We start from the raw sequence: 25,092 nt of genomic DNA, 5'->3' as shown, positions 1-25,092 counted from the left end.
CTCGAAGAAGAGGCACAACGTCGGTGAGGGATGACGTGAGCGACAACTCTGTAGTACTGCGTTACGGGGACGGCGAATACAGCTACCCGGTCGTCGACAGCAGCGTCGGCGACAAGGGCTTCGACATCTCGAAGCTGCGCGCCCAGACCGGTCTGGTGACCCTGGATTCCGGTTACGGCAACACCGCCGCGTACAAATCCGCGATCACCTATCTGGACGGTGAGAACGGCGTTCTTCGGTACCGCGGCTACCCGATCGAGCAGCTTGCAGAGCGCAGCACGTTCGTCGAGACCGCGTACCTGCTGATCAACGGTGAGCTGCCCACCGTCGACCAGCTGGCGAACTTCAAGCAGGACATCACCTACCACACCCTGCTGCACGAGGACGTCAAGCGGTTCTTCGACGGCTTCCCGCGGGACGCCCACCCGATGGCGATGCTGTCCTCGGTGGTCAGCGCGCTGTCGACGTTCTACCAGGACAGCCACAACCCGTTCGACGAGCGGCAGCGCCACATCTCGACGATCCGGCTGCTGGCCAAGCTGCCGACGATCGCGGCGTACGCGTACAAGAAGTCGGTCGGCCACCCGGTGGTCTACCCGCGTAACGACCTCGGCTACGTCGAGAACTTCCTGCGCATGACCTTCTCGGTGCCGGCCGCCGAGTACGACCTCGACCCGGTCGTGGTCAGCGCCCTGGACAAGCTGCTGATCCTGCACGCGGACCACGAGCAGAACTGTTCGACCTCCACCGTGCGCCTGGTCGGCTCCTCGCAGGCGAACCTGTTCGCCTCGATCTCGGCCGGCATCAACGCGCTGTGGGGCCCGCTGCACGGCGGCGCCAACCAGTCGGTGCTGGAGATGCTGGAAGGCATCCAGCGCGACGGCGGCGACGTCGACTCCTTCATTCGCAAGGTGAAGAACAAGGAAGACGGCGTGAAGCTCATGGGCTTCGGGCACCGCGTCTACAAGAACTTCGACCCCCGGGCGAAGATCATCAAGGCGGCGGCGCACGACGTCCTCTCGGCGCTCGGCAAGTCCGACGAACTGCTGGACATCGCGCTCAAGCTGGAGGAGCACGCGCTCTCCGACGACTACTTCGTCTCGCGCAAGCTCTACCCGAACGTGGACTTCTACACCGGTCTGATCTACCGGGCGATGGGCTTCCCGACCGAGATGTTCACCGTGCTCTTCGCGCTCGGCCGGCTGCCCGGCTGGATCGCCCAGTGGCACGAGATGATCAAGGAGCCGGGTTCCCGCATCGGCCGCCCGCGCCAGATCTACACCGGCGTCGTCGAGCGCGACTTCGTCCCGGTCGAGGAGCGCTGACGCGCCACCCCCGGCGGTACGGGACAGCTGCCGACCGGCCGGTCGCCCGCGTGGCGGCCCGGGCCGGTCCGTCCAGCAGAAAGCGCCCCGCCTCCAGATCCCCCCACGGGTCCGGAGCGCGGGGCGCTTCCCTGTTCCCCGGGTCGGATTCCCCCCACGGGATCCGTCCGGGCGCTTTGGTGGTGCCGCGATCTGCCGGGACGCGCACGTACGGGAGGGCCGCTCAAAGCTCCCCGGGCACGTCGCCCCGGCCACGCGTTGCCGGGCAAGGTCCCCCAAGACCAGCCTGGCCGTTGCGGTGCAGGACCCGCCGAGGTGCCTGCACCGCACGGTTAGACTCGCGACCCCCCGCAATGGTTACGTTCCTTCGACTGTGATCTGCGTCTCTTGCCATAACTGGGCGAAAGCGGTCAAGGGCCTCGATCTGGAGATCGAGGCCCTTCCGTATGGGGGTTGTGTCAGTTGTAGGGGAATTGTGAAGGGCGCAAAGAATCCGCGCCGCGTACATCCGTCACCGGAAGCGCCGCAACCGAAGGCTGTTGCTGACCACGAAAACCGAGGAAAAGGCCATCGCCGCCCCCGCGATCATCGGATTGAGCAGTCCGGCCGCCGCCAGCGGCACCGCCGCGACGTTGTAGCCGAAGGCCCAGAAGAGGTTGCCCTTGATCGTTGCGAGCGTCTTGCGGGCGAGCCGGATGGCGTCGGCCGCGACCCGCAGGTCGCCGCGTACCAGGGTGAGGTCACCCGCCTCGATGGCGGCGTCCGTGCCGGTGCCCATCGCCAGCCCCAGGTCGGCGGTGGCCAGGGCGGCCGCGTCGTTGACACCGTCACCGACCATCGCCACGCTGCGGCCCTCGCCGCGCAGCCGCTCGACGACCGCGACCTTGTCCTCGGGCAGCACTTCCGCGATCACCTCGTCGATGCCGACCTCTGCCGCCACCGCCTCGGCCACCGCCCTGTTGTCCCCGGTCAGCAGTACCGGGGTCAGCCCCAGTGCGCGCAGCCGGCGGACCGCCTCGGCGCTGGTCTCCTTGACGGTGTCGGCAACCGACAGGAGGCCGCGTGGCCGCCCGTCCCAGGCGACGAGCACGGCAGTCCGCCCGGCGGCCTCGGCGGCGTCCCTGGCGGCGGCCAGGGCTTCCGGAAGGCTGCGGGCCGCAGAGCCCGAAGGGGTGCCGGTTCCGGAGTCCGTACGGACACCGTCCGCGCCGCCTGAAACAGTGTTACCGGCATCCGGTGCCGACACCCCCTGGGCGTCCTCCCGCAGCAGCCGCTCGCGCCCGACCAGGACCTGATGGCCGTCCACCACGCCCCGTACGCCCAGGCCCGCCACGTTCTCGAACCGCTCCGGCTCCGGGAGCGAGCCCAGGCGCTCGCGCGCCCCTTCCGCGATGGCTCGCGCGATCGGATGCTCGGAGGAGTGCTCCAGGGCACCCGCCAGCCGCAACACCTCCTCCTCCGTGACCCCCGGCGCCGACGCGGCCTCGTACAGGCTCATCCGGCCCGAGGTCACCGTGCCGGTCTTGTCCAGCACGACGGTGTCGATACGGCGGGTGGACTCCAGGACCTCGGGCCCCTTGATGAGGATGCCGAGCTGGGCGCCGCGGCCCGTGCCGACCATGAGGGCGGTCGGCGTCGCCAGCCCGAGGGCGCACGGACAGGCGATGATCAGTACGGCGACGGCGGACGTGAAGGACGCCGTCGCGTCGCCCGTGGCGAACAGCCACCCGGCCAGCGTGCCGAGCGCGATCAGCAGGACGACGGGGACGAAGACGGCGGAGACGCGGTCGGCGAGCCGCTGCACCTCGGCTTTGCCGCTCTGCGCGTCCTCGACCAACCGGGCCATGCGGGCCAGCTGGGTGTCCCCGCCGACGCGGGTGGCCTCGACGAGGATCCGGCCGCTGGTGTTCACCGTCGCGCCCGTCACCGTGTCGCCGGGTGCCACGTCGGTCGGCACCGATTCGCCGGTGAGCATCGACGCGTCCACCGCCGAGGTGCCCTGGGCGACCGTGCCGTCGGTGGCGATCTTCTCCCCGGGACGTACGACGAACCGGTCGCCGACGGCCAGCTGCCCCACCGGGACGCGCACCTCGCGCCCGTCTCGCAGCACCGTGACGTCCTTGGCGCCCAGCTCCATCAGCGCGCGCAGCGCGGCGCCCGCCTTCCGCTTGGAACGCGCCTCCAAGTAGCGGCCGAGCAGCAGGAAGGCCGTCACTCCGGCCGCGGCCTCCAGGTAGATGGCCGAGGAGCCTTCCGTGCGGGCCACGGTGAAGTCGAAACCGTGCCGCATACCGGGCATGCCCGCGTCGCCGAAGAAGAGCGCCCACAGCGACCACCCGAAGGCTGCGAGCGTTCCGATGGAGACCAGGGTGTCCATCGTGGCCGCGCCGTGCCGCAGATTCGTCCAGGCGGCTCGGTGGAAGGGGTACGCGCCCCAGACCACGACGGGCGCGGCAAGGGTCAGGGACAGCCACTGCCAGTTGTCGAACTGGAGCGAGGGGACCATCGACAGCAGGACGACAGGCAGGGCCAGGGCGGCGGAGACGATCAGCCGCTGACGCAGTTCGCCCAGTTCACGGTCGTGGGAGCCGGGGCCGTCCTGCGTACTTTCCGGCAGGCCGCGGCCGGCCTCCCCGGAGGCGCCGACCGGGGCCGCATTCGGTGGCTCGGGCGGCGCGGGCCGCTGCGCGGTGTACCCCGTCTTCTCGACCGTGGCGATCAGGTCGTCGACCGACACCTCGTCGCCGTACTCGACCCGCGCCTTCTCGGTGGCGAAGTTGACGGTGGCGCTGACGCCCGGCATCCGGTTGAGCTTCTTCTCCACGCGCGCCGCGCACGAGGCGCAGGTCATGCCGCCGATGGCGAGCTCGACCCGCGCCTGCGCGGTCGTACCGGACATCGGGCTCAGGCCGCCAGACCTTCGAGTTCGTATCCCGCCTCGTCGACCGCCGCGCGCACGGCCGTCTCGTCCAGCGGCGCCTTGGAGGAGACGGTCACCAGGCCGGTGGCTGCGGACGCCTGCACCGAGTGCACGCCCGGGATCTCGGAGATCTCGGCGGACACGGCGCCTTCGCAGTGGCCGCAGGTCATGCCGCTGACCTTGTACGTGGTGGTGACGTCGCCCACCTGGACGTCGGCGGAACCCGAGTGGCAGGTGCCCTCGGGGGAGCAGCAGGAGCCGTTGGTCTGTTCGGCAGTCATGGTCTCTCCTTGGTGCGTGTGTTCGCCGTGCTCGGGTGTGTGTCGTCCTGCACGCGCGGTCGGAGGGAAACCCGGATGCCCTAGGGCCCCCAGCGCTTCCCGACGACTCGACTCTATACCCCTAGGGGGTATAGACGCCAGGTCTGCGCCCTGAACGCGTTGCCGAGTGCCCCGCCGCGCGTCAGCCTTGGGGTATCGGCCTCGGGGGTGGAGGCGAGGAGGCGGGCGATGGACGCGCTCTCCCTGTACTGGCTGCTGGCGCTCACCACGATGCCCCCTCTGGTGCCCAATTCCGCTCTCCTGGTGACCGCCGGGGTGCTCGCGTCCCGGGGAACGCTGGATCTTCCCGCCGTCCTGCTGGCCGTCGCGGGCGGCGCGATCCTCGGCGACCTGCTGATGCACCTGGTTGCGCGGCGCTTCGGCGGTCCCGTACGGTCCTGGATGCTTCGCCGGACGCGGCGGCGGGCGTTGCTGGAATGGGCCTCCTCGCACATGGAGCGGCACGGCGTGCCGTTCGTGGCGGCGGTCCGCTTTCTGCCCGGCGGGCGGATTGTCGGGGCGCTGTCCTCGGGAGTGGTGCGGTATCCGGTACGCCGTTATCTGGTGGGCACCGGAACGGCCGAGTCGGTCTGGGCCGCCTATTCGGTGGGGCTCGGATATCTCGGCAGCGCCGCGACGGGCAACACGTGGTACGCGATCGGCGTCGGCGTGGGCGTCTCGGTCCTGATGGCCGCCGCGGGCGCATCGGCGCAGTGGGCGGCGCGCCGGTACGCCGCGCGCCGCGCCCTCCGCAATCTCGACATCGAGGAGCGGGATCTCGGCGTGGCCGGAAGAAGCGCGGGCGAGCGTGATCGCGTGTCGTGCGAGCGGGCTGACGGCCCGTCCGCCGGGGCGTCGGGGCGGTCTGACGGCGTACCGGAAGGTGTGCTCGACGGGGTGCCGGGGCAGGCGGTCGGCGAAGCGGGAGCGCGCTGTGCCTTGTGGTAGAAAAGCGGCTTATGTCGCAGTCTGCAACGCTCGTATTGATCATGGCGATCGCCGTGGCCGCCCCGCTCCTCGCCTATGGCATCGGCCGCTGGCTGCCCGTGCCGCTGGTCATCTTCGAGATCGTGCTGGGCATCCTGATCGGCCCGGACGTCCTGGGCTGGGCGCACCCGGGAGAGGTCGTCAACGCCCTCTCCCACCTCGGCCTCGCCACGCTGATGTTCCTGGCCGGGTACGAGATCGAGTTCGCGAAGGTGCGCGGCGACACCCTCAAGCGGGCCGGCTACGCCTGGATCGCCGCGCTCGCCGTCGGCCTGGGCGTCGCCTTCGCCTTCGCCGCCGGCGACGCCTCCAAGGCGATCGTCGTCGGCACCGCGCTCACCAGTACGGCGCTCGGCACCGTGCTGCCCGTACTGCGCGACTCCGGCGACCTGGGCACCCGCTTCGGATCGGTGATGATGGCGACCGGCGCGGTCGGCGAGTTCGGGCCGATCATCGCGATGGCGTTGCTGCTCAGCGGCCGCGACCCCGGCGAATCGACCATCCTGCTCTTCGCCTTCGCGCTGCTGACCGCCGGAGCCGTCTACTGGGCCCTCAAGCCCAGCCCGATGTGGTTCTACCGGATCATCGCCCGCACCCTGCACAGCAGCGGCCAGTTCGCCATCCGCCTGTTCGTGCTGCTGCTGGCCGTGATGCTCGGTATCTCGCAGGTGTTCGGACTGGACATCCTGCTGGGCGCGTTCGCTGCGGGGGTCGTCATGCGGCTGGTGCTGCACGAGGCCGCGCCGGACAACAGCCAGGAAATTCTCGGACGGCTGGAGGCGATGGGGTTCGGCTTCCTGGTGCCGCTGTTCTTCATCGTCACCGGTGTCGAGTTCGACCTGTCGTCCCTCTTCGAGAACGGCCGCTCGCTCCTGCTGCTCCCGCTCTTCCTCGTCCTCCTGCTGGTCGTACGCGGCCTGCCGCTCGTCCTGCTCGCGCCCCGCGACCTCGGCCGCAAGGACCGGGCCGCCCTGATGCTGTACGGGTCGACGGCGCTGCCCCTGGTCGTCGCGATCACGACGATCGGCCAGGACAGCGGCGTGCTCGACGCGGGCGAGGCGGCGGCCATGGTGGGCGCCGCGATGATCTCCGTACTGGTCTTCCCGCTGGTGGCCATGCGGTTGCGGGCCGGGGCGGAAGGGCTGGCGCCGGTCCCGGAGGGGCCGCGGAAGGGGGCTTCCGAGTCCTGGTGAGCGGTCGGGTGGGCGGTCGGAGGGTGGTTGTGCCCGGATCAGGGGCCGACGCCGGCCGGTGCCTCAAGCGGCTCGGTTTCGGCCGCTCCGGGGGCTTCGGCGGCACGTACGTCCGCGATCTTGACCGGTTCGCCCGTGCGGCGGGAGCGGTCGCACGCCTCGGCGATGTACAGCGCCTCCAGCGCCTCGGCGGGTGAGCACGGGTTCTCCGCTCGGCCGGCGGCGACCTCCACGAAGGCGGCGAGCTCGGTGACGTACGCGTCGTGGAAGCGCTCCATGAAGGTGGTGTACGGGGCGGACTGCTGCCACGAGAGGTGCGGCTCGGCGCTCGGCAGCGGGGCGCGGTCGTCGAGGCCGACGATGCGCGTGCCCTTGGAACCGCACACCTCCAGGCGGACGTCGTGGCCCGCGCCGTTGTAGCGGGTCGCGGTGACGGTGGCCAGCGTGTCGTCGTCGAAGCGCAGCAGCGCGGCGGAGGTGTCCACGTCGCCGGCCTCGGCGAAGAAGGATTCGCCGCGGTTGGCGCCCTGCGCGTACACGGAGACCACTTCGCGGCCGGTCAGCCAGCGCAGGATGTCGAAATCGTGGATGCTGCAGTCGCGGAACAGCCCACCGGAGGTGGGCACGTAGCCGGCGGGCGGCGGCGACTGGTCGCTGGTGCAGGCGCGGAGGGTGTGGAGCCAGCCGAGGTCGCCGGCCCGAAGTGCTTCTCTGGCGGCCCGGTAGCCGCGGTCGAAGCGCCGCTGGAAGCCGATCTGTACGGGGACCGAACCGGCCTCGGCGCGCTTTGCGACGCCGACCGTGCCCGGTACGTCCAGCGCCACCGGCTTCTCGCAGAAGACCGGCACCCCGGCGTCCAGCGCCTGGTGGATCAGTTCGGCGTGCGCGCTGGTGGCGGCGGTGACGACGACGCCGTCCAGGCCGTCCGCGTACAACTGCGGGAGCGTTTCTGCGGCTTCGACGCCGAGGGTGTCCGCGAGTACGCGGGCACGGGCCGCGTCGGCATCGGCGACGACGATGCGTTCCACACCGGGGACGGATTTCAGAGTCTCGGCGTGGAACGCGCCGATGCGTCCGGTGCCGATCAGGCCGATCTTCATGTGCCAACTCCTCTGTGAGGGATGCGCCACGTGGCGTCCGGGCGTGCCGGTGCTCCGCCGCAGCGTGCATGTCCTTACATAAGGATGTCAACCCTTGCCTCGTGAGGTCGGGTGCGGACGCCTCAGTGCCGGACGGTGGCCGTGTCCTTCCGCGCGGCGCGGAGTTCGCGGTCCACCGCGCGCAGCAGGGTGAGGAGCATGCCGTTCAGGGGCGTGGGGATGCCCCGGCGTTCGCCGGCGCGTACCACCGCGCCGGTGATGTGTTCGTGTTCCAAGGGGCGGCCGGCCAGGCGGTCGTAGAGCATCGACGAGCCGCCGTCGGGCGGGACCAGCGCGTACATCTCCAGTACGCGGTCGATGTCGGCGTCGCCGATGTCCGCGCCCTCGGCCCGGGCCACGGTGGCGGCCTCGGCCAGGATGTCGCGGGTGAGCGCGGCCATGCCGGGGTCGGAGAAGATGCCCATGCGCTGCTGGAGGAGGGCGGTGAGCGGGTTGGCCGCGAGATTGGTGAAGAGTTTCTGCCAGAGGGCCGTCGTGAAGTCCGTCACCGGTACGACTTTCAGGCCCGCGGTGAGCAGCGCGGTGAGCCGGGTGGCGAGCGGGCCGTCCGGTACGTGGATCTCGTTGCCCGCGTAGTGCTTGACGCGGCCGGGGGCGGTGCATTCCACCGAGACGTAGAAGACCGCGGGCTGGATTTCCGTACCGTCGGGGACGTGCGGGGCCACGCGCTCGGTGTGGTCGATGCCGTTCTGGAGCACGGTGACCACCGTTCCGCCGCGGCACAGGCGACGCAGCCAGCCTGCCGCGCCGGCGGTGTCCTGGGCCTTGGTCGTCAGGAAGACCCAGTCGACGGGGGTGGCCGCTGCCGGATCGACGGCGAACCTTACCCCGGCGTCAACGACTTCGCCGTCCGATTCGAGAGTGAGCCGGTCCAGCGGCGTCCGGACGCACAGCGTGACGTCGTGCCCGGCGCGGTGGGCGAGCGCCGCCACGAGACCGCCGATCGCGCCGCCGCCGATCACGGCGATGCGGCGGGGCGTGGGAGGTTCGGGTATCGGTGGCATGTACCGAGCGTAAGTCCTGACCCTCTCCCGGGAGGCCCCGCGCACCGGGGCGCGGGGCCGTAACGACGACGGGTGCTGAGGGCGCGTCAGGTCTTGTCGCGACGGCCGCCGTGTCCGGGGCGCTGGGCCACCCAGGCCCGGACGGTGTCGGCGAACCAGTACGGTCTTCCGCCCTCCACCAGATCAGGTGGCGGCAGTAGCCCGTGCTTGCGGTAGGAACGCACGGTGTCCGGCTGGACCCGGATGTGTGCGGCGATTTCCTTGTACGACCAGAGCCTGCGGTCGGTCATGTGTCGTGCACCTCCCTCAGCCGCTCGCAGTGGCGGCTCGGGGGAGCCGGCGGGGGAGCTGCGGCGGTCTGGTGATCACTCAGCCTGCGCCCGGTGAACGACGCGGACCGTGCAGGAGGGAGGGGCTGTCGAACAGCTGTGACGGAAGACCTGCGTAACGGTGACAGCTGTGACGGACGGGGCATCGCTGTCACGGTATGAAGCAATCGGTGTGAAGCAATCGCTGTCACGGTATGAAGCAAACGGTATGAAGCAATGGGCGGTGGGAGCGGGCGGTTCACGTGACCGGCCTTACGTCCCCGTCCGGCCCTCCGGGCTCCTCCCGTTCGCCGCCTTCGCCGCCCCCGCCGCTGTACCTTCCTCACCCTCCTTGCGGAGTTCGTGCTCCAGGTCCTCCAGGGCCATGCCCTTGGTCTCCGGCGCGTACCGCTTGCAGAAGAGCAGGGACACCACGCACATCAGGCCGAAGATCCAGAACGTGACGCTCGCGCCGGCCGCGTCCAGGAGCACCGGGAAGACCAGCGCCACCGCGAAGTTGACCAGCCACATCACGAACACCGCGGCGCCCATGGCCAGGCCGCGTACCTTCAGCGGGAACATCTCGGCGAGTAGCAGCCAGACGCCGGTGTTCAAGGTGCCCTGCATGAAGCCCATGTAGAGGACCATCAGGCCGAGGACGAGGATGCTGACGCCGGTGGACTTCGGGAGGTGGAAGGAGGCGCCCAGAAGAGCCAGCGATACGGTCATCCCGGAAAGCCCGGTGATCAGCATCGGCCGGCGCCCGACCTTGTCGATCAGCGACATCCCGACTGCGGTGGCGACGACGGAGACGGCGCCCACCGCGATGGTGGCGGTGATCGCGGCGTCGGTGCCCAGCCCGGTACCGGCCAGGATCTTGGGCGCGAAGTAGATGACCGCGTTGACGCCGGTGATCTGCTGGACGGCTGCCAGCCCGATGCCGACGAGCAGGATGCGCCGTACCCACGGCGTGCGCAGGTCCCGCCAGGCGCCGCGCCGCGCGTCGGCCTCCAGGGCCCGCGCCCGGTTGATACGGGCCAGCTCCCCTTCGACCTCCCCGGCGGGCAGCGTGCGCCGCAGGACCCGCGCGGCCTGTTCCGTACGGCCCTTGCCGACGTACCAGCGGGGAGTGTCCGGGAGGAAGAACAGCCCGACGAACAGGGCGACTGCGGGCAGCGCCGCCAGGCCCAGCATCCAGCGCCACGCCTCCCACCGGGCGAGCACGGCGTTGACGAGGTACGCCAGCAGCTGGCCGCTGACGATCATCAGGGAGTTGAAGGAGACCAGCCGGCCGCGGATGTGCGGCGGTGCGATCTCCGACAGGTACAGCGGGGTGATCACGGACGCGCTGCCCACGGCGAGGCCGAGGGCGAAGCGCGCCACGATCATGAAGGGAACGGTGGGCGCGAGCGCCACGGCGACGGCGCCGCCGATGAACACGGCGCCCGCCCACAGCAGCGAGTTGCGCCGCCCCAGCAGGTCGGACATCCGTCCGCCGGCCAGTGATCCGAAGGCCGCGCCGATGAGCAGCGCGCTGGTGATGACGCCCTCGCCCAGCGAGCTGAGGCCGAAGTGGGCCTCCATAAAAGGGAGCGCGCCGGAGACGACTCCGGTGTCGTAGCCGAACAGGGCGCCGCCGAGAGCGGCGATTGCGGCGATGGCGACGATGAAGCGCCTGGCGGTGCGGGCCGTGGAAGAAACGGCGGGAGCCGAGGGGGACGCGGGTTCCGCCGGAGCGGCTCCCGCGGCGTCGGTCCCGTCCGCAGCCCCCGCCGGCCTGGTCGGTGCGGCCATCGTCATCGGCTCCGGTTCGCTGAGACGTACGCGTCGACCCGCTCGCGCGTGAACGTGAACCGGGACGACTCCCTGCCGCGCTCCTCCCGCACGAACACGGAGGAGAGCAGGGTGCCGTCGAAGTCGTTGGCGGCGAGGTGGTTGCCCGCGGCGGGCAGTTCGGGCGGCGGTACGTGGCGGAGCATGTACGGATCCAGAGCGATCTTCACGAGGGGGAGACCTTTCGGGTGGTGACGCGGGCCGTGTCGCCGGCCGGAGGGCATGCCGGAACACACGCCGTGCTGTGAGGCGGCGCGACGGCCGTAACAGGGGGTGCGGCACGGGTGCGGGGGAGTCGGCCGCGGCTCAGTGGTACAGCGCGGGGCGCTCGATCAGTTCGACGGCGACGCGCTCACCGGCGGCGGCCTGGGCGCGTACGCCCGCCTCGCACACCGCGGCCGCCGCGTAGCCGTCCCAGCAGCTCGGCCCCTCGACCTCGCCGCGCCGGGTGGCGTCCACCCAGCGCTGCACCTGCCGGTCGTACGCCTCCTCGAAGCGCTCCACGAAGCCGGGTGTGATGGAGCCGCCCCACTTGCCGGCGGTGTTGACGAACACGCCGCGGTCGTCGCCGATCCGCGCGGTGCCGCCTTCGCAGACCGCCTCGCACACGACCTGGTAGCCGAAGCCGCAGTTGACGAAGAGTTCGGTGTCCACGACCTGCCCGGCCGCGGTCTCGAAGAGGATCAGCTGCGGGTCGCTCAGGCCCCCGGGCGCGTTGCCGGTGGCGGCCGGGCGCAGCACGCGTACGGCGGTGATCTCCTCGTCCAGCAGCCAGCGCGTCACGTCGATCTCGTGGACGACCGAGTCGTGGATCATCATGGCGTCGGTGAAGCCGGGCGGGGTGTCGGCGTTGCGGTGCTTGTTGTGCAGCATCAGGGTGCGGCCATAGGCGCCCTGGTCCAGCAACGCCTTGAGCTTGAGGTAGTCGGTGTCGTACCGGCGCATGAAGCCGACCTGTACGCGGCGGCGGCCCAGTTCCTGCTCGGCCTTCAGGACGCGCAGCGCGGAGGCGGGGTCGGGGGTGAGCGGCTTCTCGCACAGCACCGGCAGGTCGTGCGTGAACGCGGTGAGCAGCGCGTCCTCGTGGGCGGCGCCCGGCGACGCGATCAGTACGGCGTCGACGCCCGGGTCTGCCATGGCGGCCGCGGGGTCGGTGTAGGGCGTACATCCCGCGATGCCGTCGGCGGTGCGCTTGGCCCGGTCCGCGTCGATGTCGACGACGGCCGCCACGCGTGCGCCGCTGATGACGTCGTTGATGCGGCGTACGTGGTCGGCGCCCATGCGGCCGGTGCCGATGACCGCCACGCCGAGCGTTCCGTGCTGCTGGCTCATCTGGTGGGAACTCCTCGCTCCGTACGGAAGGGACTCAGGCGCCGCAGGAGCGCAGGAATCGGCGGGTGCGCCGGGCGATGGGCAGGGGCTGGTCGGAGGGACAGGGGTACATGTCCTGCTCGACGATGGCGAAGAGGTCGACGTCCAGTTCCTGGGCCGCCTCCAGGACGGGCGGCAGCGCGGGGACGCCGAGCGGCGGTTCGCACATGACGCCCTGCCGGACCGCGGGCCCGAAGGGCGTGCCCTTCTCGACGACGTCCGCGAGGATGTCCGGGGCGACCTGCTTGAGGTGGAGGTAGCCGATCCGCTCGCCGTAGGTCTTGATGAGTTTGACGCTGTCGCCGCCGCAGTATGCGTAGTGCCCGGTGTCCAGGCAGAGGCTGACCAGCGAGGAATCGGTTCCGTCGAGGAAGCGCTCGACGTGTTCCTCGGTGTCGATGTGGGTGTCGGCGTGCGGGTGCACGACGATGTCGAGGCCGAACTCCTCCCGTACCCGCCTGCCCAGCCGTTCCATGCCGCTGTTCAGGTGGCGCCACTGCTCGGCGGTCAGCTCGCGCGGCTCCAGTTCCTCGGCGGTCTTGTCGTCGCGCCAGAAGGAGGGGATGACCACCAGGTGCCCCGCGTCCATCGCGCGGGCGAGGGTGGCGACCTCGCTGACGTGTGCCCAGGTCTTGTCCCATACGTCCGGGCCGTGGTGCAGGGAGGTGAAGACCGTGCCGGCCGAGACCTTCAGGTCGCGTGCGGCGAGCTCCGCGCGGAGGACGGCGGGGTCGGTGGGAAGGTAGCCGTAGGGGCCGAGTTCGATCCATTCGTACTGTGCTTCGGCGACCTCGTCGAGGAAACGCCGCCAGGGGACCTGCTGTTCGTCGTCGGGGAACCAGACTCCCCAGGAGTCGGGGGCCGATCCGATGCGCAGGCGGTCCAGAACGGGCGGGGCGGCATGGGGAACGGACATGCTGCGGCTCTCCTCTCGCCGGTCGGCGGTGACCGGGAAGGCGCTGGGCTGGGTTGTGGGGCCGGTTTGTGGGGCACAGCCTCCATCCCGCCCAGGAGAGTGTCAAGACTTCGTCCTGACATAAGGACTTAAGGACTTTGTAACTCGTGAGTGCGGCGCGCTGCCCGTCCCTGACGTCGCAGGGTGGCGGCGCCTCCGCGACATCTCTGACGTCAGAATGTAAGGACAAAGTATTGACACGGTCTCGGGCGTCCCGTTAGACCTTGTGGTCAGCGACGAACCGAAGGGGCGCACATGAGCGAGCCGCGGCAGACCGGAGCAATCGGCGGGACGGGAGGGGCCGGCGGGACCGGCCCGTACGACCTGATCACCATGGGGCGCATCGGGGTGGACATCTACCCCCTCCAGACGAACGTTCCGCTGTCCCGGGTCGAGACGTTCGGGAAGTTCCTCGGCGGCTCGGCCACCAACGTCGCGGTCGCCGCCGCCCGCCTGGGCCGGCGCACCGCGGTCGTCAGCCGCACCGGCCGCGACCCCTTCGGCGACTACGTCCACCAGGCGCTGCGCGACTTCGGCGTGGACGACCGCTGGGTGACCCCCGTCGAGGCATACCCGACGCCCGTCACTTTCTGCGAAATCTTCCCGCCGGACGACTTCCCGCTCTACTTCTACCGCCGCCCCAAGGCCCCCGACCTGGTCATCCACCCCGAAGAACTGGACGTGGACGCGATCCGCGCGGCCCGCGTCTTCTGGATCACCGGCACCGGCCTGTGCGAGGAACCCAGCCGCACCGCCACCCTCGCCGCGGTCGAAGCCCGCGCCAAGGCGGGCCACACCGTCTTCGACCTGGACTGGCGGCCCATGTTCTGGGGCGGCGAGGGCGGCGCTTCCGGAGACGGCGGTGCCACCGGAGCGGCGGCGATGGCCACGGCCCGTCCGTACTACGAGGCGGCGCTCGCCCACGCGACCGTCGCGGTCGGCAACGTGGACGAGGCCGAGGTCGCGACCGGCGCCCGCGACCCGAAGCGGTGCGCGCAGGCGCTGCTGGACATGGGTGTCGAACTCGCCGTGATCAAGCAGGGCCCCAAGGGCGTACTGGCCGCGCACCGCGACGGCCGCACCGCCGAGGTGCCGCCCACCCCCGTCGAGGTCGTCAACGGCCTGGGCGCCGGCGACTCCTTCGGCGGAGCGCTCTGCCACGGACTGCTGTCGGGCTGGGAATTGGAGCCGATGATGCGCTACGCCAATGCCGCGGGCGCGATCGTGGCGTCCCGGCTGGCCTGTTCGTCCGCCATGCCGACGCGCGACGAGGTCGAGGAGTTCCTCGGCGCGCGCTGAGCCCCGGCGACCGGCCGGCCCTGCCCCCGCAGGGCGCGGCGCCCACCCCCGTACGCCCCCGCCCCCAGAAGGTGAGACCGCCTTGACCACTCGGATCTCCGACCTCGTGACGCTGCGGGCCCGGCACCCGCAGGCCGTCGCGGAGGCCGCGGCGCGTCGCGCCCGCCGTCCCCTGATGGGCGACAGCGGCCGGCTGATGATCGTCGCGGCCGACCACCCGGCGCGCGGCGCGCTCGCCGTCGGCGACCGCAAACTGGCCATGGCCAACCGCCTCGACCTGCTGGAACGCCTGTGCCTCGCGCTCTCCAGGCCCGGCGTGGACGGCGTGCTCGCCACCGCCGACATCCTGGAGGACCTGCTGCTGCTCGGCGCCCTCGAAGGCAAGGTCGCCATGGGCTCCATGAACCGCGGCGGTATCGCCGGCGCCTCCTTCGAGATGGACGACCGGTTCACCGGCCACCGCCCCCAGGACATCGCCCGGCTGCGCTTCGACGCCGGCAAGCTGCTGCTCCGCATCGACTACGAGGACCCCGGCTCGCTGGCTACGCTGGAGTCCACGGCCCGCGCCATCGACGCCATGGCCGAACGCGAACTGCCCACCTTCGTGGAACCGTTCCTCTCCCGCCGGGTGGACGGCAAGGTCGGCAACGACCTGAGCGCCGAAGCCGTCACGAAGTCCGTCGCCATCGCCTCGGGGCTGGGCGGCACCTCCGCGTACACCTGGCTGAAGCTGCCGGTCACCGACGACCCGGACGACATGGCGCAGGTCTGCGAGACCTCGACGCTGCCGACCGTACTGCTCGGCGGCGACATCAAGGACACCGCCGAGGACCAGGAAGCCGCGTACGAGAAGTGGCGCAAGGCGCTGCGGCTGCCGACCGTGCAGGGACTCGTTGCGGGCCGGTCGCTGCTCTATCCGGCCGACGGGGACGTGACCGCGGCCGTGGACACCGCCGTATCGCTGCTCCACCGGTAACTGTCAGTGGCGAGGAGGAGACTTGCAGCCATGAGCACCGAGTTTCACATCAGGGCCGGGGAAGCGGCCGACGGACCGTACGAGCTGGACATCGACCCCGGGCGGGCGGGCTGGGGTCATGCGTCCCTGCGCGTCCTCGCGCTGCCGCCCGGCGGGAGCCACGCGTTCGCCACCGGCGACAGCGAGTGGATCGTGCTGCCCCTGAACGGCGGCTGCTCGGTCGCGGTCCAGGGCGGCGGGACGTACGAACTGGCCGGGCGGAAGGACGTGTTCAGCGGGGTCACGGACTTCGCGTACGTACCGCGCGACGCCGAAGTGCGCGTCAGCAGCGCCGCGGGCGGCCGGTTCGCGCTGACCGGCGCCCGCTGCACCCGCCGGCTGCCCGCGCGCTACGGCGCCGCGAGCGACGTGCCCGTGGAACTGCGCGGTACGGGCACCTGCTCGCGCCAGGTCAACAACTTCGGCGCGGCCGGCGTCTTCGAGTGCGACAAGCTCATCGCCGTCGAGGTGCTCACCCCCGGCGGCAACTGGTCCTCGTACCCGCCGCACAAGCACGACGAGTGCCGGCCGGGCGAGGAGAGCGAGCTGGAGGAGATCTACTACTTCGAGATCGCCCCGGCGCACGGCTCCGAAGGGCTCGGCTACCAGCGCGTCACCCCCTCCGGCAACGGCCGCGGCACGGACGTACTCGCCGAGGTACGCAGCGGCGACGCCGTACTGATCCCCGACGGCTGGCACGGCCCGTCCATCGCCGCGCCCGGCCACGACATGTACTACCTCAACGTGATGGCGGGCCCTGGGGAAGAGCGCGCCTGGCTCATCTGCGACCACCCCGAGCACGGCTGGATCCGCGACACCTGGCCCGATCAGGCCGTGGACCCCCGCCTGCCCCTCTACGACGCCCCCGCGGGAGACACCCGATGACCACTCGACGCCTCACGGTGGCGCAGGCACTGGTCCGGTTCCTGGCCCACCAGTACACGGAACGGGACGGTTCGGCGGCGTCCGGCGCGCCCCCGCGGCAGCGCCTGGTCAACGCCTGCTGGGGAATCTTCGGACACGGCAACGTCGCCGGCATCGGCCAGGCCCTCCTGGAGGCGGGCCCCGGCACCATGCCCTACCTCCAGGGCCGCAACGAACAGGCCATGGTGCACGCCGCGGTCGGCTACGCCCGCCAGCGCGACCGCCTGTCCGCGCACGCCGTCACGACGTCCATCGGCCCCGGCGCCACCAACCTCGTCACCGGCGCGGCCCTCGCCACGGTCAACCGCCTCCCGGTCCTGCTGCTGCCCGGCGACATCTTCGCCACCCGCCCCGCCGACCCCGTCCTCCAGCAGCTCGAAGTGCCGTACGCGGGCGACGTGTCCGTCAACGACGCGCTGCGCCCGGTCTCCCGCTACTTCGACCGCGTCACCCGCCCCGAGGCGCTGGTCCCGGCCGCCCTCCAGGCGATGCGGGTGCTCGCCGACCCCGTCGAGACCGGCGCCGTCACCCTCGCGCTGCCGCAGGACGTACAGGCCGAGGCGTACGACTGGCCCGAGGAGTTCTTCGCCGACCGCGTCTGGCGGGTGCCACGCCCCGCGCCCGACACCTCCGCGCTCGCCGAAGCCGTACGGGCGGTACGCGCCGCCGAACGGCCACTGATCATCGCGGGCGGCGGCGTCCACCACAGCGAGGCCGAGGACGCGCTGCGCGCCCTCGCCGACGCCACCGGCATCCCCGTCGCCTCCACCCAGGCCGGCAAGGGCTCCCTGCGCCACGACCACCCGGCCGACGTGGGCGGCATCGGCCACACCGGCACCGCCACGGCCGACGAGCTGGCCCGCCGGGCCGACCTCGTCATCGGCGTCGGCACCCGCTACACGGACTTCACCACCGCCTCGTCCACCCTCTTCGCCACCCCCGGCGTCCGCTTCGTCAACCTCAACATCGCCTCCTTCGACGCCCACAAGCTCGCCGCGACCTCCCTGGTCGCCGACGCCCGCGCCGGACTGCAAGCGCTTGCCGAGGCCCTGTCAGGACACCGCGTCGCACCGGCCTACGAGGCGGAGTACGGCGCGGCCAAGGCCCGCTGGGAATCCCTCGTGGACGCCGCCTACGCCGCGCCCGACGACTCCGCACGCCCCTCCCAGACCCAGGTCCTCGGCGCCCTGGACGCCACCGTCGGCGACCGGGACGTCGTCATCAACGCGGCCGGTTCGCTCCCCGGCGACCTGCACAAACTGTGGCGCGCCCGCTCCCGCCGCCAGTACCACCTCGAATACGGCTACTCCTGCATGGGCTACGAGATCCCCGCCGCCATCGGGGTGCGGCTGGCCGCGCCCGACCGCCCCGTATGGGCCCTGGTCGGCGACGGCACGTACCTGATGATGCCCACCGAGATCGTCACCGCGGTCCAGGAAGGCATCAACATCAACGTCGTGCTCGTCCAGAACCACGGCTACGCCTCCATCGGCGGCCTCTCCGAGACGACCGGCGCCGAGCGCTTCGGCACCGCCTACCGCTACCGTGCCGCCGACGGCTCCTACACGGGCGAGCCGCTGCCCGTGGACCTCGCCTCGAACGCCGCGTCCCTGGGCATGCACGTCATCCGCGCCTCGACCGTCGGCGAGCTGCGGGCCGCGCTCGCCGCGGCCCGCGCCGACGAGCGCCCCACATGTGTCTATGTCGAGACCAAAACGGCCGACACTGTGCCGGGCGCGCCCGGAGCCCAAGCCTGGTGGGATGTCCCTGTGGCCGAGACCGCGACGCGTCCGGCGGCGGTCGCGGCCCGCAAGGAGTACGACCGGCACGCCGCCGACCGCCGCCGCCACCTCTGACACCGCCCGCCGCCGTACCGACCGCCCGCCGCCACCGTCCGACCGCCGTCACGACATCCGTTCGCTGCCGTCACGCAGAAAGGCCCCCGCATGAAGACCGTCAACCACTGGATCGGCGGCAAGCCCGCCGAGGGCGTCTCCGGCACCTTCGGCCCCGTCTACAACCCGGCGACCGGCGCCCAGGAGAAGCAGGTCGCCTTCGCCTCCGCGGACGAGGTGGACGCGGCCGTCGCCGCCGCCAAGGAGGCGTTCCGCACCTGGGGCACCAGCTCGCTGGCGAAGCGTACGGCCGTGCTGTTCGCCTACCGCGAGCTGATCGACGCGCACCGCGACGAGCTGGCCGCGCTGATCACCGCCGAGCACGGCAAGGTGCACAGTGACGCGCTCGGCGAGGTCGCCCGCGGCCTGGAGATCGTCGAGCTGGCCTGCGGCATCCCGCAGCAGCTCAAGGGCGAGCTGTCCACCCAGGTCTCCACCCGCGTGGACGTGGCGGCCATCCGCCAGTCCCTCGGCGTCGTCGCCGGCATCACGCCGTTCAACTTCCCGGCGATGGTGCCGATGTGGATGTTCCCGCTGGCCGTCGCCTGCGGCAACACCTTCGTCCTCAAGCCCAGCGAGAAGGTGCCCTCGGCCGCCTACAAGCTGGCCGAGCTGGCCGCCGAGGCGGGCCTGCCCGACGGCGTGCTGAACATCGTCAACGGCGACAAGGTCGCGGTGGACCGCATCCTGGAGCACCCGGACGTCGCCGCCGTCTCGTTCGTCGGCTCCACGCCCATCGCCCGCTACATCCACACCACCGGCACGGCTAACGGCAAGCGCGTGCAGGCCCTCGGCGGCGCCAAGAACCACATGCTGGTCCTGCCGGACGCCGACCTGGACCTCGCGGCGGACTCCGCGATCAACGCCGCGTACGGCTCGGCGGGCGAGCGCTGCATGGCGATCTCCGTCGTGGTGGCCGTCGGCGGCACCGCCGACCCGCTGATCGAGAAGATCAAGGAGCGGGCCGCCGCGCTGACCATCGGCCCCGGCGAGGACCCGGCCTCCGAGATGGGCCCGCTCATCACCAAGGCCCACCGCGACAAGGTCGCCTCGTACGTGACGGGCGCGGCGGCCCAGGGCGCGGACGTCGTGCTCGACGGTACGGGCTTCACCGTCGCCGGCCACGAGAACGGCCACTGGATCGGCGTCTCGCTGCTCGACAACGTCACGCCCGAAATGGACGCCTACCGCGACGAGATCTTCGGCCCCGTCCTGTCCGTCGTCCGCGTGGACACCTACGACGAGGCGATCTCGCTCATGAACTCCTCGCCGTGGGGCAACGGCACCGCCATCTTCACCCGGGACGGCGGCGCGGCCCGCCGCTTCCAGCTGGAGGTCGAGGCGGGCATGGTCGGCGTGAACGTGCCGATCCCGGTGCCGGTCGGCTACCACTCCTTCGGTGGCTGGAAGGACTCCCTCTTCGGCGACCACCACATCTACGGCAACGACGGCGTGCACTTCTACACCCGCGGCAAGGTCGTCACCACCCGCTGGCCGGACCCGTCCGACGGCGGCATCAACCTGGGCTTCCCCAGCAACCACTGACGCGGCCGGGCGGCCGGGGACGTGCCCGCACGGCCCCGGCCGCCCACCGCTCACCGTCGGCACGGAAAACCCGCCGTAATCCGGGGAACCGTTTCGGCCCGATGACGCATGATGCTGCGTATGACTGACGAACAACGGATCACAGGTGCCGTCATGACGACTCGGGCCGCGGCGGGTGCCCCATGACAGGGCCCCCGGTCATCCGGCACGCGGTGCGCACGGACCTGGCGGACGTGGTCGCGCTCGCCGCCGAGCACGCCGCTTACGAGCGGGCCGCGCCGCCCGCTGCGGACCTGGAGGAGCGGCTCGCCGACGCGCTGTTCGGGCCGCGCCCGTCCCGGCTGCGCTGCCTGGTCGCCGAACTGCCCGGCGGCGAACTCGCCGGGTACGCCACCTGCTCGACGGCCTTCGACACCTGGCAGGGCCGCGAGTACCTGGAACTGGACTGCCTCTACCTGAGGGCCGAGCACCGCGGCCTCGGGCTGGGCGCGCTGCTCGTCGAGGCCGTCATAGCCGAGGGCAAGGCGCTGGGCGTGGCCGAGATGCAGTGGAACACGCCCGACTGGAACGCGGGCGCGATCCGCTTCTACGACCGGTTCGGCGCGACCCGCAAGGACAAGAAACGTTTCACGCTGGCGCTGGAACAGGGCGGCAGGGGCTGAGAACAGGTGTCCGGCCCCCCAACCGGACACACTCCGCCACCGGACCCGGGTGACAGGACGTCAGGGGGTGGCCCCGGCAGCGGCCAGGTACGCGTCCGCTTGGGCCGCCGTCATCAGCCATGCGTGGTAGTCCGCAGGGTCGGCATAGCCATTGACGAAACGGTGCGCCACCGCCGGGTGTTCGGCGGCGGCCGCCAGCAGTCGCTGCACGTGCTGCGGCGGCGGCTCCAGCATCAGGTTGGTGAACTCGGTGACCTGCCGGGCATGGCGCCAGTAGGCGTCGAAGGCCGCCTCCATCCACTCCGGGTCGAAGGGCCCGTCACCACGCTCCAGGATCGCGTCCAGGTAGACCGCCGCGCTCCGGGCCGCGTTGTTCGAACCCTGTCCCGTGATCGGGTCGTTGGTCACGACCGTGTCCGCCATCCCCAGCACGAACGTGCCCGGCGCGACCTCGGCCACCGGGTGCCGGACGGTCGGCGTGATCGCGCCGTACAGCGTCGCGCCCGCGTCCGTCGGCCTGGCGTCCCTGCACAGTTCGTACTCCCCGGGCGCGTACGTGCGCAGCAGCCCGAGCGCGCGGGCCACGCAGCCGTCCGGCGAGGGCTGGTCGAGCCAGCAGTCGAACGGTCCGCCCGGCAGCGCCTCGAACAGCACGATGCCGCACGGCCCGCCCGTCGTCAGCGCCGGCAGTACGAACACCTCGCCGGCGCCGGCCACCACGTTGATGCGCGCCTGCGGTCCCGGGTGGTCGGCCGATGCCGCGATGCCGTGCACGTAGACGCAGGCCAGCGTGCGCTGCGGGCGGTCGAAGGGGCAGTACAGCGGGTTGCGGGCGAAGAGCCGGGTGAGGTCGCCGCGGCCGGAGGCGACGATTGTCAGGTCGTGCTCGGCGGCCAGCGCGGGCAGCGAGTCGGGTGTGACGCGGACGTACCGGACACGGCCGCCCCTCGCCTCGTACAGGACGAGCCAGCCGGCCATCTTCACCCGCTGGTCCACAGAGTGCGGCGGCTCGTCGAAGCGCCCCGTGAACGTCAGCGCCGACTTGCCGGGCGGGTCCCACACCGTCACCCGCAGCGCGCTCACGCCGGGGGCGGTGGCATCCCACAGGTTCAGTCCGGCGTCCCGCTCCAGATGCCGCGCCGGGCCGAACAGCAGCTGCGTCGACATCACCCGCCCCGCGCGCACCTCCTGCGCCGTACGGTCGGTGACCAGCGTGACGTCGTACTCGGCGGCCGACAGCGCGAGGGCGAGATGCAGCCCCGCCTGCCCCGCACCGACGATGGCAATCCTGCGCATTGCGGCCTCCCCTGGGCCGAACCGGCCCGCCCCACATCGTCTTTTGTAGCGGCGGGGGTGTGCGGTGTACAGAGGGTTCCGGGGCGCACGGGCGCGTGACGCGTACTGCGGGCGCGGTATGCGGGGCGGCGGCCGTACTGCCGCGGGAGGTGCGCCGGTTCGGACCGGCGTGCCGGAAGGCCGCCGCGCGACGTACTTAGGATTCACCGTATGACTTTCCGATTCCGCGGACGGCGGCTGTACGCGACGGTGGCCGCGCTGGCCGTGCTCGCCGGGGGTGGCACGTGGGCGGCGGCCGCCGCGGACGGGCCGCCGCCCGTGCACCGCGAGGACCGGGTGTTCGACATGCCGGAGAACTCCGGAGGTCCGGACGGCAGCGGTACGGCCGGCCGGGACAAGGTGCGCGTCGACACCTCCTTCTTCACCGCGGGCGGCACCGGCCCCCGCCCCGCCGTCCTCCTCGGACACGGCTTCGGCGGCAGCAAGGACGCGATGCGCGAGCAGGCCGAGCGGCTGGCGCGCGACGGGTACGCCGTACTGACCTGGTCGGCGCGCGGCTTCGGCGAGTCCACCGGGAAGATCGGTCTCAACGACCCGCAGCGGGAGGTGGCCGACGTCCGCCGGCTGATCGACTGGCTGGCGAAGCGCCCCGAGGTGCGGCTCGACGGGGCGGGCGACCCGCGGGTCGGCGTGGCCGGCGGCTCGTACGGAGGCGCGGTCGCGCTGCTCGCGGCCGGCTACGACAAGCGGGTGGACGCCATCGCCCCGCAGATCACCTACTGGAACCTGGCCGACGCGCTCTTCCCCAACGGCGTCTTCAAGAAGCTGTGGGCCGGCATGTTCTTCTCGACCGGCTCGGCGGGAGCGGCCGGCGCGGACAGCCGGGTCGGCGGCAATGACGGCGGCAGCACCCGGGACAACGACGGCGGCAGCGGTGCCGGACCGGGCGCCGACGGCAGCGGGAAGTCCGCTCCCGGCGGCGAGTCCGCGGCGCGGGAGGCCGCCGGGTCCGCGGCCCGTGACGCCGCCGACGGCTGTGGCCGCTTCGAACGGCAGTTGTGCGAGATGTACGAGCGGATCGCCGTCTCCGGCAAACCCGACGACGCGGCCCGCGAACTCCTCGAAGAGCGCAGCCCCTCCGCCGTCGCCGACCGCATCAAGGTACCGACCCTGATCATGCAGGGCAGAACCGATTCGCTGTTCACGCTCGGCCAGGCCGACCGGATGCAGCGCGCGATCCGCAAGAACGGCGCGCCCGTCTCCGTCGACTGGCTCGCCGGCGGCCACGACGGCGGCGACCGCGAGACCGGCCGCCTCCTGGACCGTACGAAAGCCTGGTTCGACCGCTACCTGAAGAACGACGCGAACGCGGACATTGGGCCCGCCTTCCGCGTCAGCCGCGGCGGGGCCGTGGACTCCACCAACGGCGCCGCCCGCCTGCGCGGCGCGAGCGGCGACAGCTACCCCGGCCTGGACAACGACCCGCGCCCCGTCCGCCTGACCGGACGCGAACAGCGCTTCAGCAACCCCGCGGGGGCGAGCCCGCCGTCCATCTCCACGGTGCCCGGCGTGGGCGCCCTCAACAGCCTCTCCAGCGTCGGCGCCGGACTCTCCCTCGACTCCCCGGGCCAGTTCGCCCGCTTCGACTCCCCGCCGCTCGGCGACCCGCTGCGCGTCACCGGCGCGCCGACCGCCCGCGTACGGCTCCGCTCCACCAGCGGCGAAGCGGTCGTCTTCGCCAAGGTGTACGACATCGGGCCGAACGGCAGCAGCCGGCCGGTGCTGCCCGCCGGGCTCGCCGAGCCGTACCGCGTCACCGGCGCCGGGGACGGCAAGAGCGTCACCCTGCGGATGCCCGCCATCGACCACGAGTTCGCCGCGGGCCACCGGCTGCGCCTGGTGCTCTCCTCGACGGACCTCGCGTACGCCTCGCCCGTCGAGCCCGCGATGTACACCGCCTCGCTCGAAGGCGGCGGCGTCCTGAGCGTGCCGACCGCGCCCGCCGTCAAGAGCGCCGCGGCCCCGCTGCCCGCCTGGACCTGGGCGCTGCCCGCGGCGGGCGCGGTGATCGCCGTACTCCTGCTGCTCGTCGGCCGGCGGCGGTCCGCGGCCGGCGCCCCCGACCCGGACCTGGCGGACGTGCCGCTGCAGATCACCGGCCTGAGCAAGCGGTACGCCAAGTCCGCCGACCGGTACGCCGTACGGGACCTCTCCTTCCGCGTCGAGAAGGGCCAGGTGCTCGGCCTCCTCGGCCCGAACGGCGCGGGCAAGACCACCACCCTGCGCATGCTCATGGGCCTCATCGGGCCGGACGCCGGCGAGATCCGCGTCTTCGGGCACGCGATCCGGCCGGGCGCACCGGTGCTGTCGCGGGTCGGCGCGTTCGTCGAGGGCGCCGGCTTCCTCCCGCACCTGTCCGGGCGCGCCAACCTCGACCTGTACTGGCAGGCCACCGGCCGCCCGGCCGAGGACGCGCACATCGACGAGGCGCTGGAGATCGCCGGGCTGGGCGACGCGCTGCAGCGCGCCGTACGCACGTACTCGCAGGGCATGCGGCAGCGCCTCGCCATCGCGCAGGCCATGCTGGGCCTGCCGGACCTGCTCATCCTGGACGAGCCGACCAACGGACTCGACCCGCCGCAGATCCGCGAGATGCGGGACGTGATGATCCGGTACGCGGCCGGCGGCCGCACCGTGATCGTCTCCAGCCACTTGCTGGCCGAGGTCGAACAGACCTGCACGCATCTGGTCGTCATGGACCGCGGGCAGCTCGTCCAGGCGGGCCCGGTCGCCGACATCGTCGGCTCTGGCGACACCCTGCTCGTCGGCGTGGCGGGCGGCGAACCACCGTCCGACGCCCTGCTGGAAAAGGTCGCCGCGCTGCCCGGGGTGGCCTCGGCCGTCCGTGCCGACGAGGGCTTCCTCGTCGCGCTCGACGGCACGACCAGCACCCCCGAGTTGCTGCCCGAACTGCTCAGGCTGGAGATCCCGGTGGCCCGCATCGGCCCCCACCGGCGCCTTGAGGACGCCTTCCTCACCATGATCGGAGGTGACCGGTGACCGCCGTCACCAAGCCCGGC

At 71.8% G+C, this 25,092-nt stretch carries 20 protein-coding genes; 10 read left to right on the top strand and 10 right to left on the bottom strand.

The genetic code is table 11. The annotated features are described in order from the left end of the window. Positions 1-35: 35 nt before the first annotated feature. The gene (locus tag ACH4OW_RS13450) at positions 36-1,325 is read left to right on the top strand and encodes a citrate synthase (protein WP_360122820.1); all 1,290 of its coding nucleotides are present in this window, start codon (positions 36-38) and stop codon (positions 1,323-1,325) included. 511 nt (positions 1,326-1,836) lie between these two features. On the opposite strand, the gene ACH4OW_RS13445 is transcribed toward ACH4OW_RS13450, so the two are convergent. Continuing rightward, the gene (locus ACH4OW_RS13445; protein ID WP_398027430.1) at positions 1,837-4,224 is read right to left on the bottom strand and encodes a heavy metal translocating P-type ATPase; all 2,388 of its coding nucleotides are present in this window, start codon (positions 4,222-4,224) and stop codon (positions 1,837-1,839) included. Positions 4,225-4,229: 5 nt separating this feature from the next. Continuing rightward, entirely contained in the window at positions 4,230-4,526 is a 297-nt protein-coding gene (locus tag ACH4OW_RS13440; protein ID WP_360122813.1) for a heavy-metal-associated domain-containing protein, read from the bottom strand. Between the two features lie 228 nt (positions 4,527-4,754). Here ACH4OW_RS13440 and ACH4OW_RS13435 point away from each other — a divergent pair, with 228 nt between their 5' ends. Together ACH4OW_RS13435 and ACH4OW_RS13430 are read left to right on the top strand one after the other, a co-directional pair. Next, on the top strand, positions 4,755-5,513 hold the full coding sequence (locus ACH4OW_RS13435) for a DedA family protein (RefSeq protein WP_398027428.1): 759 nt from the start codon (positions 4,755-4,757) through the stop codon (positions 5,511-5,513). Positions 5,514-5,524: 11 nt separating this feature from the next. Beyond that, on the top strand, positions 5,525-6,745 hold the full coding sequence (locus ACH4OW_RS13430; RefSeq protein WP_398027426.1) for a cation:proton antiporter: 1,221 nt from the start codon (positions 5,525-5,527) through the stop codon (positions 6,743-6,745). Positions 6,746-6,783: 38 nt separating this feature from the next. On the opposite strand, the gene ACH4OW_RS13425 is transcribed toward ACH4OW_RS13430, so the two are convergent. The 7 genes from ACH4OW_RS13425 to ACH4OW_RS13395 all read right to left on the bottom strand — a co-directional run bounded on the left by ACH4OW_RS13425 (position 6,784) and on the right by ACH4OW_RS13395 (position 13,337). Then, a complete protein-coding gene (locus ACH4OW_RS13425) occupies positions 6,784-7,845 on the bottom strand; it encodes a Gfo/Idh/MocA family oxidoreductase (RefSeq protein ID WP_398027424.1) in 1,062 nt (353 codons plus the stop codon). A gap of 122 nt (positions 7,846-7,967) precedes the next feature. Beyond that, a complete protein-coding gene (locus tag ACH4OW_RS13420; RefSeq protein ID WP_398027422.1) occupies positions 7,968-8,909 on the bottom strand; it encodes a 2-dehydropantoate 2-reductase in 942 nt (313 codons plus the stop codon). 86 nt (positions 8,910-8,995) lie between these two features. Next, on the bottom strand, positions 8,996-9,199 hold the full coding sequence (locus ACH4OW_RS13415; RefSeq protein WP_360122798.1) for a MerR family transcriptional regulator: 204 nt from the start codon (positions 9,197-9,199) through the stop codon (positions 8,996-8,998). Positions 9,200-9,490: 291 nt separating this feature from the next. Then, positions 9,491-11,017, bottom strand: a complete 1,527-nt coding sequence (locus tag ACH4OW_RS13410) for a sugar porter family MFS transporter (RefSeq protein ID WP_398027419.1) — start codon at positions 11,015-11,017, stop codon at positions 9,491-9,493. Next, entirely contained in the window at positions 11,014-11,220 is a 207-nt protein-coding gene (locus tag ACH4OW_RS13405) for a hypothetical protein (protein WP_398027418.1), read from the bottom strand. Before ACH4OW_RS13405 ends, ACH4OW_RS13410 begins: the two co-directional genes overlap by 4 nt. Before the next feature lie 136 nt (positions 11,221-11,356). Beyond that, positions 11,357-12,382 carry a Gfo/Idh/MocA family protein gene (locus ACH4OW_RS13400; RefSeq protein WP_398027416.1) on the bottom strand — a complete coding sequence of 342 codons (1,026 nt, stop codon included), beginning with the start codon at positions 12,380-12,382 and terminating at the stop codon, positions 11,357-11,359. A gap of 34 nt (positions 12,383-12,416) precedes the next feature. Next, positions 12,417-13,337 carry a sugar phosphate isomerase/epimerase gene (locus ACH4OW_RS13395; RefSeq protein ID WP_360122786.1) on the bottom strand — a complete coding sequence of 307 codons (921 nt, stop codon included), beginning with the start codon at positions 13,335-13,337 and terminating at the stop codon, positions 12,417-12,419. A 372-nt stretch (positions 13,338-13,709) separates the two neighbouring features. On the opposite strand from ACH4OW_RS13395, the gene iolC reads away from it, so the two are divergent. The 6 genes from iolC (at position 13,710) to ACH4OW_RS13365 (ending at position 20,716) form a co-directional block, all read left to right on the top strand. Further along, a complete protein-coding gene (iolC, locus tag ACH4OW_RS13390) occupies positions 13,710-14,675 on the top strand; it encodes a 5-dehydro-2-deoxygluconokinase (RefSeq protein WP_398027665.1) in 966 nt (321 codons plus the stop codon). Positions 14,676-14,757: 82 nt separating this feature from the next. Continuing rightward, positions 14,758-15,651, top strand: a complete 894-nt coding sequence (locus tag ACH4OW_RS13385) for a deoxyribose-phosphate aldolase (RefSeq protein ID WP_360122780.1) — start codon at positions 14,758-14,760, stop codon at positions 15,649-15,651. A 30-nt stretch (positions 15,652-15,681) separates the two neighbouring features. Then, positions 15,682-16,575: a 5-deoxy-glucuronate isomerase gene (gene iolB / locus ACH4OW_RS13380; protein ID WP_398027413.1), complete on the top strand. Its 894-nt coding sequence runs from the start codon at positions 15,682-15,684 to the stop codon at positions 16,573-16,575. Then, a complete protein-coding gene (gene iolD / locus ACH4OW_RS13375) occupies positions 16,572-18,470 on the top strand; it encodes a 3D-(3,5/4)-trihydroxycyclohexane-1,2-dione acylhydrolase (decyclizing) (protein ID WP_398027411.1) in 1,899 nt (632 codons plus the stop codon). The genes iolB and iolD overlap by 4 nt, the downstream gene beginning before the upstream one ends. A gap of 90 nt (positions 18,471-18,560) precedes the next feature. After that, a complete protein-coding gene (locus ACH4OW_RS13370; RefSeq protein ID WP_398027409.1) occupies positions 18,561-20,054 on the top strand; it encodes a CoA-acylating methylmalonate-semialdehyde dehydrogenase in 1,494 nt (497 codons plus the stop codon). A gap of 182 nt (positions 20,055-20,236) precedes the next feature. Further along, positions 20,237-20,716, top strand: coding sequence for a GNAT family N-acetyltransferase (locus ACH4OW_RS13365; protein WP_398027407.1), 480 nt, complete (start codon positions 20,237-20,239; stop codon positions 20,714-20,716). Positions 20,717-20,776: 60 nt separating this feature from the next. On the opposite strand, the gene ACH4OW_RS13360 is transcribed toward ACH4OW_RS13365, so the two are convergent. Beyond that, complete coding sequence (locus tag ACH4OW_RS13360) at positions 20,777-22,012, bottom strand: styrene monooxygenase/indole monooxygenase family protein (protein ID WP_398027405.1); 1,236 nt, start codon at positions 22,010-22,012, stop codon at positions 20,777-20,779. 210 nt (positions 22,013-22,222) lie between these two features. Between ACH4OW_RS13360 and ACH4OW_RS13355 the strand changes: the two genes are divergently transcribed. Continuing rightward, positions 22,223-25,072 (top strand): alpha/beta fold hydrolase, encoded by a 2,850-nt coding sequence (locus tag ACH4OW_RS13355; RefSeq protein ID WP_398027403.1) that lies wholly within the window; start codon positions 22,223-22,225, stop codon positions 25,070-25,072. Positions 25,073-25,092: the final 20 nt, after the last annotated feature.

The sequence above is a fragment of the Streptomyces sp. NPDC017056 genome (genome assembly GCF_044332485.1).
Lineage (GTDB): Bacteria > Actinomycetota > Actinomycetes > Streptomycetales > Streptomycetaceae > Streptomyces.
The sequence above is the reverse complement of the archived record's forward strand: the minus strand, read 5'-3'. Positions and strand labels throughout refer to the sequence as shown.

Excerpts from the sequence above, each read along its gene's own strand:
- ACH4OW_RS13445 (WP_398027430.1), bottom strand. The coding sequence starts at position 4,224 with ATGTCCGGTACGACCGCGCAGGCGCGGGTCGAGCTCGCCATCGGCGGC.
- ACH4OW_RS13440 (WP_360122813.1), bottom strand. The coding sequence starts at position 4,526 with ATGACTGCCGAACAGACCAACGGCTCCTGCTGCTCCCCCGAGGGCACC.
- ACH4OW_RS13435 (WP_398027428.1), top strand. The coding sequence starts at position 4,755 with ATGGACGCGCTCTCCCTGTACTGGCTGCTGGCGCTCACCACGATGCCC.
- ACH4OW_RS13430 (WP_398027426.1), top strand. The coding sequence starts at position 5,525 with ATGTCGCAGTCTGCAACGCTCGTATTGATCATGGCGATCGCCGTGGCC.
- ACH4OW_RS13425 (WP_398027424.1), bottom strand. The coding sequence starts at position 7,845 with ATGAAGATCGGCCTGATCGGCACCGGACGCATCGGCGCGTTCCACGCC.
- ACH4OW_RS13420 (WP_398027422.1), bottom strand. The coding sequence starts at position 8,909 with ATGCCACCGATACCCGAACCTCCCACGCCCCGCCGCATCGCCGTGATC.
- ACH4OW_RS13415 (WP_360122798.1), bottom strand. The coding sequence starts at position 9,199 with ATGACCGACCGCAGGCTCTGGTCGTACAAGGAAATCGCCGCACACATC.
- ACH4OW_RS13410 (WP_398027419.1), bottom strand. The coding sequence starts at position 11,017 with ATGACGATGGCCGCACCGACCAGGCCGGCGGGGGCTGCGGACGGGACC.
- ACH4OW_RS13400 (WP_398027416.1), bottom strand. The coding sequence starts at position 12,382 with ATGAGCCAGCAGCACGGAACGCTCGGCGTGGCGGTCATCGGCACCGGC.
- ACH4OW_RS13395 (WP_360122786.1), bottom strand. The coding sequence starts at position 13,337 with ATGTCCGTTCCCCATGCCGCCCCGCCCGTTCTGGACCGCCTGCGCATC.
- iolC (WP_398027665.1), top strand. The coding sequence starts at position 13,710 with ATGGGGCGCATCGGGGTGGACATCTACCCCCTCCAGACGAACGTTCCG.
- iolB (WP_398027413.1), top strand. The coding sequence starts at position 15,682 with ATGAGCACCGAGTTTCACATCAGGGCCGGGGAAGCGGCCGACGGACCG.
- iolD (WP_398027411.1), top strand. The coding sequence starts at position 16,572 with ATGACCACTCGACGCCTCACGGTGGCGCAGGCACTGGTCCGGTTCCTG.
- ACH4OW_RS13370 (WP_398027409.1), top strand. The coding sequence starts at position 18,561 with ATGAAGACCGTCAACCACTGGATCGGCGGCAAGCCCGCCGAGGGCGTC.
- ACH4OW_RS13365 (WP_398027407.1), top strand. The coding sequence starts at position 20,237 with ATGACAGGGCCCCCGGTCATCCGGCACGCGGTGCGCACGGACCTGGCG.
- ACH4OW_RS13360 (WP_398027405.1), bottom strand. The coding sequence starts at position 22,012 with ATGCGCAGGATTGCCATCGTCGGTGCGGGGCAGGCGGGGCTGCATCTC.
- ACH4OW_RS13355 (WP_398027403.1), top strand. The coding sequence starts at position 22,223 with ATGACTTTCCGATTCCGCGGACGGCGGCTGTACGCGACGGTGGCCGCG.